This window comes from Streptomyces sp. NPDC056373, from assembly GCF_042262425.1.
In the GTDB taxonomy this organism is placed as follows: domain Bacteria; phylum Actinomycetota; class Actinomycetes; order Streptomycetales; family Streptomycetaceae; genus Streptomyces.
The window spans coordinates 21,294-34,073 of the sequence record NZ_JBHJPX010000010.1 but is presented as its reverse complement, the minus strand read 5'-3'; the positions used below and the strand labels follow the sequence as shown (position 1 = coordinate 34,073).

The 12,780-nt window shown below is 70.4% G+C and carries 11 protein-coding genes; all 11 read left to right on the top strand.

What is annotated here, in order from left to right:
- Positions 1–2: 2 nt before the first annotated feature.
- Positions 3–1,289, top strand: coding sequence for a dihydroorotase (locus ACFCXS_RS21865; protein ID WP_376645026.1), 1,287 nt, complete (start codon positions 3–5; stop codon positions 1,287–1,289).
- Positions 1,286–1,855: a hypothetical protein gene (locus ACFCXS_RS21860; protein WP_376645025.1), complete on the top strand. Its 570-nt coding sequence runs from the start codon at positions 1,286–1,288 to the stop codon at positions 1,853–1,855. Before ACFCXS_RS21865 ends, ACFCXS_RS21860 begins: the two co-directional genes overlap by 4 nt.
- Complete coding sequence (gene carA, locus ACFCXS_RS21855) at positions 1,852–2,994, top strand: glutamine-hydrolyzing carbamoyl-phosphate synthase small subunit (RefSeq protein ID WP_376645024.1); 1,143 nt, start codon at positions 1,852–1,854, stop codon at positions 2,992–2,994. Before ACFCXS_RS21860 ends, carA begins: the two co-directional genes overlap by 4 nt.
- Complete coding sequence (gene carB / locus ACFCXS_RS21850; protein ID WP_376645023.1) at positions 2,987–6,295, top strand: carbamoyl-phosphate synthase large subunit; 3,309 nt, start codon at positions 2,987–2,989, stop codon at positions 6,293–6,295. The genes carA and carB overlap by 8 nt, the downstream gene beginning before the upstream one ends.
- 70 nt (positions 6,296–6,365) lie before the next feature.
- Positions 6,366–7,472, top strand: coding sequence for a quinone-dependent dihydroorotate dehydrogenase (locus ACFCXS_RS21845; protein ID WP_376645022.1), 1,107 nt, complete (start codon positions 6,366–6,368; stop codon positions 7,470–7,472).
- On the top strand, positions 7,469–8,314 hold the full coding sequence (gene pyrF, locus ACFCXS_RS21840; protein WP_376645021.1) for an orotidine-5'-phosphate decarboxylase: 846 nt from the start codon (positions 7,469–7,471) through the stop codon (positions 8,312–8,314). Before ACFCXS_RS21845 ends, pyrF begins: the two co-directional genes overlap by 4 nt.
- A 277-nt stretch (positions 8,315–8,591) precedes the next feature.
- Positions 8,592–8,915, top strand: coding sequence for an integration host factor (locus tag ACFCXS_RS21835; protein WP_003977346.1), 324 nt, complete (start codon positions 8,592–8,594; stop codon positions 8,913–8,915).
- A gap of 58 nt (positions 8,916–8,973) precedes the next feature.
- A complete protein-coding gene (gmk, locus tag ACFCXS_RS21830) occupies positions 8,974–9,567 on the top strand; it encodes a guanylate kinase (RefSeq protein WP_051814725.1) in 594 nt (197 codons plus the stop codon).
- 68 nt (positions 9,568–9,635) lie between these two features.
- Positions 9,636–9,908: a DNA-directed RNA polymerase subunit omega gene (gene rpoZ / locus ACFCXS_RS21825; protein WP_003988945.1), complete on the top strand. Its 273-nt coding sequence runs from the start codon at positions 9,636–9,638 to the stop codon at positions 9,906–9,908.
- Positions 9,909–10,032: 124 nt separating this feature from the next.
- Positions 10,033–11,235, top strand: coding sequence for a bifunctional phosphopantothenoylcysteine decarboxylase/phosphopantothenate--cysteine ligase CoaBC (gene coaBC, locus ACFCXS_RS21820; RefSeq protein WP_376645020.1), 1,203 nt, complete (start codon positions 10,033–10,035; stop codon positions 11,233–11,235).
- 236 nt (positions 11,236–11,471) lie between these two features.
- Complete coding sequence (gene metK / locus ACFCXS_RS21815; RefSeq protein WP_362240195.1) at positions 11,472–12,680, top strand: methionine adenosyltransferase; 1,209 nt, start codon at positions 11,472–11,474, stop codon at positions 12,678–12,680.
- Positions 12,681–12,780: the final 100 nt, after the last annotated feature.

Sequence of the window (12,780 nt, the reverse complement as noted above, 5' to 3'; positions counted from 1 at the left end):
AGATGAGCAAGATCCTGATCCGTGGTGCGAAGGTGCTCGGCGGCCAGCCGCAGGACGTCCTGATCGACGGCGGGACCATCGCCGAGGTGGGTGACGGTCTCAGCGCCGACGGCGCGGAGGTCGTCGAGGCCGACGGCAAGGTGCTGCTGCCGGGCCTGGTCGACCTGCACACCCATCTGCGCGAGCCCGGCCGCGAGGACTCCGAGACCGTCCTCACCGGCACGCGCGCCGCCGCCTCCGGCGGCTTCACCACCGTCTTCGCCATGGCCAACACCTTCCCGGTCGCCGACACCGCCGGTGTCGTCGAGCAGGTCTGGCGGCTCGGCAAGGAGCACGGCTACTGCGACGTCCAGCCCATCGGCGCGGTCACCGTCGGCCTGGAGGGCCGCAAGCTCGCCGAGCTGGGCGCCATGCACGAGTCCGCCGCCGGCGTCACCGTCTTCTCCGACGACGGCAAGTGCGTCCACGACGCCGTGATCATGCGCCGGGCCCTGGAGTACGTGAAGGCCTTCGGCGGAGTCGTCGCCCAGCACGCGCAGGAGCCGCGGCTGACCGAGGGCGCCGAGATGAACGAGGGTGTCGTCTCCGCCGAGCTGGGCCTCGGCGGCTGGCCCGCGGTGGCCGAAGAATCGATCATCGCCCGGGATGTCCTGCTCGCCGACCACGTCGGCTCCCGCGTCCACATCTGCCACCTGTCGACGGCCGGCTCCGTCGAGATCGTCCGCTGGGCCAAGTCCCGCGGCATCCAGGTCACCGCCGAGGTCACCCCCCACCACCTCCTCCTCACGGACGAGCTGGTGCGCACCTACAACCCCGTCTACAAGGTCAACCCGCCGCTGCGCACCGAGCGCGACGTGCTGGCCCTGCGCGAGGCGCTCGCCGACGGCACGATCGACATCGTCGCCACCGACCACGCCCCGCACCCGCACGAGGACAAGGACTGCGAGTGGGCCGCGGCCGCAATGGGCATGGTCGGCCTGGAGACCGCGCTGTCGGTGGTGCAGGAGACGATGGTCGACACGGGTCTGCTGGACTGGGCCGGCGTCGCCGACCGGATGTCCGTCAAGCCCGCGCAGATCGGACAGGCCACGGGCCACGGCCGTCCCGTCTCGGCAGGTGAGCCCGCCAACCTCACCCTGGTCGACACGGCATACCGTGGGCTCGTGGAACCCGCGGGCTTCGCCTCGCGCAGCCGCAACACCCCCTACGAGGGGCGTGAGCTGCCGGGCCGTGTGACGCACACGTGGCTGCGGGGCAAGGCCACGCTCGTCGACGGGAAGCTCACGTGACACCTGTACTCCTGCTGGCCGCCGAGAAGGAATCGGCGCAAGTGACCGACTGGGCCGCCCGCATCGGCTGGGTCGTCGGCCTCGCCCTGTTCGTCGCGCTCGTCTACTGGCTGATGCGCGAGGGCTGGAAGTGGCGCGGCACCCTCCAGGGCGACCTGCCCGAGCTGCCCACCGCACCGGACGACCCGGGCCCCGCCAAGCTCAGCATGAGCGGCCGCTACCACGGCTCCACCACCGCCGGGCAGTGGCTCGACCGCATCGTCGCGCACGGCCTGGGCACCCGCAGCCGAGCCGAGCTGACCCTCACGGACGCCGGCCTCGACGTCGTACGCCCCGGCGCAAAGGACTTCTTCGTCCCGGCCGCGGCGCTGCGCGAGGCCCGGCTCGACAAGGGCATCGCCGGCAAGGCGCTCACCGAGGGCGGCCTGCTCGTCGTCACCTGGGAGCACGGCGACCGGCTGATCGACTCCGGGTTCCGCTCCGACCACGCGGCCGAGCACCACGAGTGGGTCCAGAACCTCAACTCCATGATCGAAACGAACACCAGGGAAGGCGCCGAACGATGACCACCTCCACCAGGGGAGCCGCCAAAACTCCCGCCGTACTCGTCCTGGAGGACGGCCGGGTCTTCCGCGGCCGCGCCTACGGGGCCGTGGGGGAGACCTTCGGCGAAGCGGTGTTCTCCACCGGCATGACCGGCTACCAGGAAACCCTCACCGACCCCTCCTACCACCGCCAGGTGGTCGTCATGACCGCCCCGCACGTCGGCAACACGGGAGTCAACGACGAGGACATGGAGTCCAGAAAGATCTGGGTCTCCGGCTACGTCGTGCGCGACCCCGCGCGCGTGCCGTCCAACTGGCGCTCCCGGCGCACGCTGGACGAGGAGCTGGACGCCCAGGGCGTCGTCGGCATCAGCGGCATCGACACCCGGGCGCTCACCCGCCACCTGCGCGAGCGCGGCGCCATGCGCGTCGGCATCTTCAGCGGCGACGCCGTCCGGGACGACGCCGCGCTGCTGGCCCGCGTCCAGGAAGCCCCGCAGATGAAGGGCGCGAACCTCTCCGCCGAGGTCGCCACCACCGAGCCGTACGTCGTCCCGGCCATCGGCGAGAAGAAGTTCACCGTCGCCGCCGTCGACCTCGGCATCAAGGGGATGACCCCGCACCGCATGGCCGAGCGCGGCATCGAGGTGCACGTGCTCCCGGCGACCGCCACCGTCGAGGACATCTACGCGGTCGACCCGGACGGCGTGTTCTTCTCCAACGGCCCGGGCGACCCGGCCACCGCCGACCACCCCGTCTCCGTGATGCAGGGCGTCCTGGAGCGCGGCACCCCGCTGTTCGGCATCTGCTTCGGCAACCAGATCCTCGGCCGTGCGCTCGGCTTCGGCACCTTCAAGCTGAAGTACGGCCACCGGGGCATCAACCAGCCGGTGCAGGACCGCACGACCGGCAAGGTCGAGGTCACCGCGCACAACCACGGCTTCGCCGTCGACGCCCCGCTCGAGAAGGTCTCCGAGACCCCGTTCGGCCGCGCCGAGGTGTCCCACGTCTGTCTGAACGACAACGTGGTGGAGGGGCTCCAGCTCCTCGACCGCCCCGCTTTCAGCGTCCAGTACCACCCCGAAGCGGCAGCCGGCCCGCACGACGCCGCCTACCTGTTCGACCGCTTCGTATCCCTGATGGAGGGCCAGCGTGCCTAAGCGCACCGATATCCAGTCCGTCCTGGTCATCGGCTCCGGCCCGATCGTCATCGGCCAGGCCGCCGAGTTCGACTACTCCGGCACCCAGGCGTGCCGCATCCTGCGCGCCGAGGGCCTCCGGGTCGTCCTGGTGAACTCCAACCCGGCGACGATCATGACCGACCCGGAGATCGCCGACGCCACCTACGTCGAGCCGATCACCCCCGAGTTCGTCGAGAAGATCATCGCCAAGGAGCGCCCCGACGCGCTGCTGCCCACCCTGGGCGGCCAGACGGCCCTCAACACCGCGATCTCGCTGCACGAGGCCGGGACGCTAGACAAGTACGGCGTCGAGCTGATCGGCGCCAACGTCGAAGCCATCAACAAGGGCGAGGACCGCGACCTCTTCAAGGAGGTCGTCGAGGCCGTCCGCGGCAAGATCGGCCACGGCGAGTCCGCCCGCTCGGTGATCTGCCACTCCATGGACGACGTGCTCCAGGGTGTCGAGACCCTCGGTGGTTACCCCGTCGTGGTCCGCCCCTCCTTCACCATGGGCGGCGCCGGCTCCGGCTTCGCCCACGACGAGGAGGAGCTGCGCCGCATCGCCGGCCAGGGCCTCACGCTCTCCCCGACCACCGAGGTGCTCCTGGAGGAGTCCATCCTCGGCTGGAAGGAGTACGAGCTGGAGCTGATGCGCGACAAGCACGACAACGTCGTGGTCGTCTGCTCCATCGAGAACTTCGACCCCATGGGCGTGCACACCGGCGACTCGATCACCGTCGCCCCGGCGATGACGCTCACCGACCGCGAGTACCAGACCCTGCGCGACATCGGCATCGCCGTGATCCGTGAGGTCGGCGTCGACACCGGCGGCTGCAACATCCAGTTCGCGGTCAACCCCGAGGACGGCCGGGTCATCGTCATCGAGATGAACCCGCGCGTCTCCCGCTCCTCGGCCCTCGCCTCCAAGGCGACCGGCTTCCCGATCGCCAAGATCGCCGCCAAGCTCGCCGTCGGCTACACCCTCGACGAGATCCCCAACGACATCACGCAGGAGACCCCGGCCTCCTTCGAGCCCACGCTCGACTACGTGGTCGTGAAGGCCCCGCGCTTCGCCTTCGAGAAGTTCCCGAGCGCCGACAGCACGCTGACCACCACCATGAAGTCGGTCGGCGAGGCCATGGCCATCGGCCGCAACTTCACCGAGGCCTTCCAGAAGGCGCTGCGCTCGCTGGAGAAGAAGGGCAGCCAGTTCACCTTCGTCGGTGATCCCGGTGACAAGGCCCAGCTCCTGGAGCAGGCCGTCCGCCCCACCGACGGCCGCATCAACACCGTCATGCAGGCCATCCGCGCCGGCGCCACGCCCGAGGAGGTCTTCGACTACACGAAGATCGACCCGTGGTTCGTCGACCAGCTCTTCCTGATCAAGGAGATCGCCGACGAGCTGGCCGAGGCGCCCGAGCTGACCACCGACCTGTTCGCCGAGGCCAAGCGGCACGGCTTCTCCGACGCGCAGATCGGCGACATCCGAGGCCTGCGCGAGGACGTCGTCCGCGAGGTCCGGCACGCCCTCGGCATCCGCCCGGTCTACAAGACGGTCGACACCTGCGCCGCCGAGTTCGCCGCGAAGACGCCGTACTTCTACTCCTCCTACGACGAGGAGACGGAGGTCGCCTCCCGCGAGAAGCCGGCCGTCATCATCCTGGGCTCCGGCCCGAACCGCATCGGCCAGGGCATCGAGTTCGACTACTCCTGCGTCCACGCCTCCTTCGCGCTCAGCGACGCGGGCTACGAGACGGTCATGGTCAACTGCAACCCCGAGACCGTCTCCACGGACTACGACACCTCCGACCGCCTGTACTTCGAGCCGCTGACGCTGGAAGACGTGCTGGAGATCGTGCACGCCGAGCAGCAGGCCGGACCGGTCGCGGGCGTCGTCGTGCAGCTCGGCGGGCAGACCCCGCTGGGCCTGTCGCAGGCGCTCAAGGACAACGGCGTGCCGATCGTCGGCACCTCCCCGGAGGCCATCCACGCCGCCGAGGACCGGGGCGCCTTCGGCCGGGTCCTGGCGGAGGCCGGCCTCCCGGCCCCCAAGCACGGCACCGCCACCACCTTCGCCGAGGCCAAGACCATCGCCGACGAGATCGGCTACCCGGTCCTGGTCCGCCCCTCGTACGTGCTCGGCGGCCGCGGCATGGAGATCGTCTACGACGAGACGCGCCTGGAGGCGTACATCGCCGAGTCGACCGAGATCAGCCCCTCGCGGCCGGTCCTCGTCGACCGGTTCCTCGACGACGCGATCGAGATCGACGTCGACGCCCTCTACGACGGCGAGGAGCTCTACCTCGGCGGCGTCATGGAGCACATCGAGGAGGCCGGCATCCACTCCGGCGACTCGGCGTGCGCCCTGCCCCCGATCACGCTGGGCGGCTTCGACATCAAGCGCCTGCGCGCCTCCACGGAGGGCATCGCGAAGGGCGTCGGGGTCCGCGGCCTGATCAACATCCAGTTCGCGCTCGCGGGGGACATCCTCTACGTCCTGGAGGCCAACCCGCGCGCGTCCCGGACCGTCCCCTTCACCTCGAAGGCGACGGCGGTGCCGCTGGCCAAGGCCGCCGCGCGCATCTCGCTCGGCGCCACCATCGCCGAGCTGCGCGCCGAGGGCCTGCTCCCGGCCACCGGCGACGGCGGCGAGCTGCCGTTCGACGCGCCGATCTCCGTCAAGGAGGCCGTCATGCCGTGGTCGCGCTTCCGCGACATCCACGGCCGCGGCGTCGACACGGTCCTCGGCCCGGAGATGCGCTCCACCGGCGAGGTCATGGGCATCGACTCGGTCTTCGGCACGGCGTACGCCAAGTCGCAGGCCGGTGCCTACGGCCCGCTGCCCACCAAGGGCCGCGCGTTCATCTCGGTCGCCAACCGCGACAAGCGCTCGATGATCTTCCCGGCCCGCGAGCTGGTCGCGCACGGCTTCGAGCTGCTCGCCACGTCCGGCACGGCGGAGGTCCTCAAGCGCAACGGCATCAACGCCACCATCGTGCGCAAGCAGTCCGAGGGGACCGGCCCGAACGGCGAGAAGACCATCGTCCAGCTCATCCACGACGGCGAGGTCGACCTCATCGTCAACACCCCGTACGGCACGGGCGGCCGCCTCGACGGCTACGACATCCGTACGGCGGCCGTGGCGCGCTCCGTGCCCTGCCTGACGACGGTCCAGGCCCTCGCGGCGGCGGTCCAGGGCATCGACGCCCTCAACCGCGGCGACGTGAGCGTCCGATCGCTCCAGGAACACGCGGAACACCTGACCGCGGCCCGCGACTAGCAGCCCCGAGGGGGACACCGGAAACGGTGTCCCCCTCTTCGTGAGGACGCCGAGTCCTCGTGAGGACACCATGTACAAGATCTTCTTCCGTCTCTTCTTCAAGAGGCTGGACCCGGAGCAGGCCCACCACATGGCCTTCCGCTGGATCCGCCTGGCCGCCCGCGTGCCCGTGCTGCGCACCTTCCTCGCGGCGGCCCTCGCGCCCCGGTACAAGGAGCTGCGCACCGAGGCCCTCGGCCTGCGGATGCACGGCCCCTTCGGGCTCGCGGCCGGCTTCGACAAGAACGCCGTCGGCATCGACGGCATGGCGATGCTCGGCTTCGACCACGTCGAGATCGGCACGGTGACCGGCGAACCGCAGCCCGGCAACCCCAAGCAGCGGCTGTTCCGCCTGGTCCAGGACCGGGCGCTGATCAACCGCATGGGCTTCAACAACGACGGCTCGCTCCGCGTCGCCGCCCGCCTGGCCGCCCGGACGCCCGTCTTCAAGCCGGTCGTCGGCGTCAACATCGGCAAGACCAAGGTCGTCCCCGAGGAGGAGGCCGTGGCGGACTACGTGAAGTCCGCCGAGCGGCTCGCCCCGTACGCCGACTACCTGGTCGTCAACGTCTCCTCGCCGAACACGCCGGGTCTGCGCAACCTCCAGGCGACGGAGGCGCTGCGTCCCCTGCTGAGCGCCGTCCGCGAGGCCGCCGACCGCACGGTCTCCGCCCGCCGGGTGCCGCTCCTGGTCAAGATCGCGCCGGACCTCGCCGACGAGGACGTCGACGCCGTCGCCGACCTCGCCGTGGAGCTCGGCCTGGACGGGATCATCGCCACGAACACCACCATCGCGCGCGAGGGCCTCGGCCTGAAGTCGGACGCCTCGCTGGTCGGGGAGACCGGCGGCCTGTCCGGGGCGCCCCTGAAGGAACGCTCCCTGGAGGTCCTGCGCCGCCTCTACGCGCGCGTGGGGGACCGGATCACCCTGGTGGGCGTCGGCGGCGTCGAGAACGCCGAGGACGCCTGGCAGCGCATCCTGGCCGGTGCCACGCTGGTCCAGGGCTACAGCGCCTTCATCTACGAGGGGCCCTTCTGGGGCCGTGCGATCCACAAGGGGCTCGCCGCTCGCCTGGCCGCCGGCCCCTACGCCACGCTCGCCGACGCGGTGGGCGCCGACGTGAGGAAGACGGCATGAGTGGTCTCGAACCCTTCGGCGCCCGTCTGCGCCGGGCCATGGACGAGCGCGGCCCGCTGTGCGTCGGCATCGACCCGCACGCCTCCCTGCTCGCCGCGTGGGGCCTGAACGACGACGTTTCGGGCCTGGAGCGGTTCAGTCGCACGGTCGTCGAGGCGGTGGCCGACCGGGTCGCGGTGCTCAAGCCGCAGAGCGCGTTCTTCGAGCGCTTCGGCTCCCGCGGTGTCGCCGTACTGGAGAAGTCCGTCGCCGAGGCGCGGGCGGCCGGCGCCCTGGTCGTGATGGATGCCAAGCGCGGCGACATCGGCTCGACCATGGCCGCCTACGCCGAGTCCTTCCTGCACAAGGACGCGCCGCTGTTCTCCGACGCGCTGACCGTCTCGCCGTACCTCGGGTACGGCTCGCTCGGCCCGGCCGTCGCGCTGGCCCGCGAGAGCGGCGCAGGACTGTTCGTGCTGGCGCTGACCTCCAACCCGGAGGGCGGCGAGGTCCAGCATGCCGTGCGCTCCGACGGCCGGAACGTCGGAGCGACGATGCTCGCGCACCTGGCCGCCGAGAACACGGGGGAGGAGCCTCTGGGATCCTTCGGCGCGGTCGTGGGCGCCACCCTCGGTGATCTCTCGACGTACGACCTGGACATCAACGGCCCGCTCCTTGCGCCCGGTATCGGCGCCCAGGGCGCCGAGCCGGCCGATCTTCCCGGGGTCTTCGGTGCGGCGGTGCGCAACGTCGTGCCGAACGTCAGCCGCGGAGTGCTGCGCCACGGTCCCGACGCGGTCGCTCTGCGTGACGCCGCACAGCGCTTCGCGGAGGAGATCCGTCAGGCCGTGACGCCCTCGTGAGGTGGTCCGGACGTTCCGGTGAGAGCTCCGACGAGTGGTCCGGGGCGGCCTTGAGCCTGAATACATCCTCAAATCCGGGGCAGTATGTCCTAAATGTCTGTTCAGATGAAGGCTGACCAGGACTTTTCCGCTGTTCTCAATGACTCCGGCGCACTTGCCCGCTAGTCTCCGACGAGAGAACGGGCAAGCGTGTGTTGCTCGTGGCTCCCCAGGTGTGGGGCGACTAGGTTCCTCACCGGTCCGTATCCGACAGTTCGACATCCGAGGTGACGTAGGCGTGGCTCTTCCGCCCCTTACCCCTGAACAGCGCGCAGCCGCGCTCGAAAAGGCCGCCGCGGCTCGCCGGGAGCGGGCCGAGGTCAAGAATCGACTCAAGCACTCCGGCGCCTCCCTTCACGAGGTCATCAAGCAGGGCCAGGAGAACGACGTCATCGGCAAGATGAAGGTCTCCGCCCTCCTCGAGTCGCTGCCCGGCGTGGGCAAGGTCCGCGCCAAGCAGATCATGGAGCGACTCGGTATCTCCGAGAGCCGCCGGGTACGTGGCCTCGGTTCCAACCAGATCGCCTCCCTGGAGCGCGAGTTCGGCAGCACCGGCTCCTGAGCCGGGCAGTCCGGGGAAGCGAGTCCCGGGCACTCCGCGATTGCTGGATAATCGCTGCATGGCTGCAACACCCCGGGGGACGTCCCCCGTACCCCCGGACGTACGTCCGCGGCTGACCGTGCTCTCCGGCCCCTCAGGGGTCGGCAAGAGCACGGTCGTCGCCCATATGCGCAAGGAACACCCCGAGGTCTGGCTCTCCGTGTCGGCCACGACCCGCAAGCCCCGCCCCGGCGAGCAGCATGGAGTCCACTACTTCTTCGTCTCCGACGACGAGATGGACAAGCTGATCGCCAACGGGGAACTGCTGGAGTGGGCCGAGTTCGCCGGCAACCGCTACGGCACGCCGCGTGCGGCCGTGCAGGAGCGCCTGGAGAACGGCGAGCCCGTGCTCCTGGAGATCGACCTGCAGGGCGCCCGCCTGGTCCGCGAGTCGATGCCCGAGGCCCAGCTGGTGTTCCTGGCTCCCCCCTCCTGGGAGGAGCTCGTGCGCAGACTCACCGGGCGGGGCACCGAACCGCCCGAGGTGATCGAGCGCCGGCTCGATGCGGCGAAGATCGAACTCGCGGCCGAGCCGGAGTTCGACACCACCCTGGTCAACACCTCCGTCGAGGACGTGGCACGCGAGCTGCTAGCCTTGATGGACGTGGTGTGACCATCGCCGACCTTTCCGGCCGGCCGATCACCCCGACAGATTCTTTCCCATCCATCGGAAGGTAGAGCGTGTCCTCTTCCATCTCCGCGCCCGAGGGCATCATCAACCCGCCGATCGACGAGCTCCTCGAGGCCACCGACTCGAAGTACAGCCTGGTGATCTACGCGGCCAAGCGTGCCCGCCAGATCAACGCGTACTACTCGCAGCTCGGCGAGGGTCTCCTCGAGTACGTCGGTCCTCTCGTCGACACCCACGTCCACGAGAAGCCGCTCTCGATCGCCCTCCGCGAGATCAACGCGGGGCTCCTGACGTCCGAGGCCGTCGAGGGCCCGGCGCAGTAAGCAGGATTGACAGCTTGACGCTGACGTGACCACAGGCCCGGCAGGCCGACTGCCGGGCCTGTGGTGTGTCATGGAGTCGTACGGTGTGCCGGTTGCCGAGGTCCGGGGAGAGACGGGGAGAGACGTGGACAAGCCGAAGGTCGTTCTGGGGGTCAGCGGGGGCATCGCCGCGTACAAGGCCTGTGAGCTGCTGCGGCGGCTGACGGAGTCGGGCCACGACGTGCGCGTGGTGCCCACCGCCTCCGCGCTGCACTTCGTCGGCGCCGCGACCTGGTCCGCGCTCTCCGGCCACCCGGTCTCCACCGAGGTGTGGGACGACGTGCACGAGGTCCCGCACGTCCGCATCGGGCAGCACGCGGACCTGGTCGTCGTCGCCCCGGCCACCGCCGACATGCTCGCGAAGGCGGCCCACGGCCTCGCCGACGACCTCCTGACCAACACGCTGCTCACCGCCCGCTGCCCGGTGGTCTTCGCGCCCGCCATGCACACGGAGATGTGGGAGCACCCGGCCACCCAGGAGAACGTGGCGACGCTGCGCCGCCGAGGGGCCCTCGTCATCGAGCCGGCCGTGGGCCGCCTCACCGGCGTCGACACCGGCAAGGGCCGGCTGCCCGACCCGGGCGAGATCTTCGAGGTCTGCCGCCGGGTGCTGGCCCGGGGCGTCACCGAGCCCGACCTCGCGGGCCGGCACGTGGTCGTCAGCGCCGGTGGCACCCGCGAGCCCCTGGACCCCGTCCGCTTCCTCGGCAACCGCTCCTCCGGCAAGCAGGGCTACGCCTTCGCCCGCACCGCCGCCGCCCGTGGCGCCCGCGTCACGCTGATCGCGGCCAACAGCACCCTGCCCGCCCCGGCCGGCGTCGACGTCGTGCCGGTCGGCACCGCCGTGGAGCTGCGCGAGGCGGTGCTGCACGCCGCTCCCGACGCCGACGCCGTGGTGATGGCGGCCGCCGTGGCGGACTTCCGTCCGGCGGCGTACGCGGCGGGGAAGATCAAGAAGAAGGACGGCCAGGAACCGGAGCCGATCATTCTGGTGCGGAATCCGGACATCCTCGCGGAGATCTCGGGGGACCGGGCCCGCGCCGGACAGGTGATCGTCGGCTTCGCCGCGGAGACGGACGACGTCCTCGCCAACGGCCGCGCCAAGCTCAAGCGCAAGGGCTGCGACCTGCTGGTCGTGAACGAGGTGGGCGAGCGCAAGACCTTCGGTTCCGAGGAGAACGAGGCGGTCGTGCTCGGCGCCGACGGCAGCGAGACCGCCGTGGCGCACGGCCCCAAGGAAGCCCTGGCCGAGACCGTCTGGGACCTCGTGGCCGAGCGCCTGCGCTGAGGTCCGACCGCCGCGGGCCCGCTCGAAAACGGGTCGACCCGGGCGTGGCGCCTCTGGCCAACGTCACTCGCCATTGGGCAGAATGCCCGTGCCGCAGGTCACAGCACTCCCGAGTGGCGAGACAGGGGGACCGTGGCCGAAGCGTGACCCGTAAACTGTTCCACGGACGGCGCCGGGTGCAGCCCCCGCCGTCCGCCAATGATCAGCCAGCAGCCGCTGCAACCCCAGGGAGCGTTGTGTCCCGTCGCCTTTTCACCTCGGAGTCCGTGACCGAGGGTCACCCCGACAAGATCGCTGACCAGATCAGCGACACCATTCTCGACGCGCTCCTGCGCGAGGACCCGTCCTCCCGGGTCGCCGTCGAGACCCTGATCACGACCGGCCTGGTGCACGTGGCCGGCGAGGTCACGACCAAGACGTACGCGGACATCGCGACGCTGGTCCGCAACAAGATCCTCGAGATCGGCTACGACTCCTCCAAGAAGGGCTTCGACGGCGCGTCCTGCGGCGTGTCGGTGTCCATCGGCGCGCAGTCCCCGGACATCGCCCAGGGCGTGGACACGGCCTACGAGAAGCGTGTCGAGGGCGACGAGGACGAGCTCGACAAGCAGGGCGCCGGCGACCAGGGCCTGATGTTCGGCTACGCGACGGACGAGACGCCGACGCTCATGCCGCTGCCGATCTTCCTGGCCCACCGCCTGTCGAAGCGCCTGTCCGACGTGCGCAAGAACGGCACCATCCCCTACCTGCGCCCGGACGGCAAGACGCAGGTCACCATCGAGTACGACGGCGACAAGGCGGTCCGTCTGGACACCGTCGTCGTCTCCTCGCAGCACGCCTCCGACATCGACCTGGACTCGCTGCTGGCTCCGGACATCAAGGAGTTCGTGGTCGAGCCGGAGCTGAAGGCGCTGCTCGACGAGGGCATCAAGATCGACACGGAGAACTACCGTCTCCTGGTCAACCCCACCGGCCGCTTCGAGATCGGCGGTCCGATGGGTGACGCGGGCCTGACCGGCCGCAAGATCATCATCGACACCTACGGCGGCATGGCCCGTCACGGCGGTGGCGCGTTCTCCGGCAAGGACCCGTCCAAGGTCGACCGCTCCGCCGCGTACGCGATGCGCTGGGTCGCGAAGAACGTGGTCGCCGCGGGTCTGGCCACCCGGTGCGAGGTCCAGGTCGCGTACGCGATCGGCAAGGCCGAGCCGGTGGGCCTGTTCGTCGAGACCTTCGGCACCGCCAAGATCGACACGGAGAAGATCGAGAAGGCGATCGACGAGGTCTTCGACCTCCGTCCGGCCGCCATCATCCGCGACCTCGACCTGCTCCGCCCGATCTACTCCCAGACCGCGGCGTACGGCCACTTCGGCCGCGAGCTTCCCGACTTCACGTGGGAGCGCACGGACCGCGTGGACGCGCTGCGCAAGGCCGCGGGGCTGTAAGTCCCAGGACGTGAGGCCCGGCCCCCCCAGGGGGCCGGGCTTTGCCGTGTCCGGGGGTGCCCTCCCGGGAACCCCCGGTTGTCAGTGGGGTTTGGTAAGA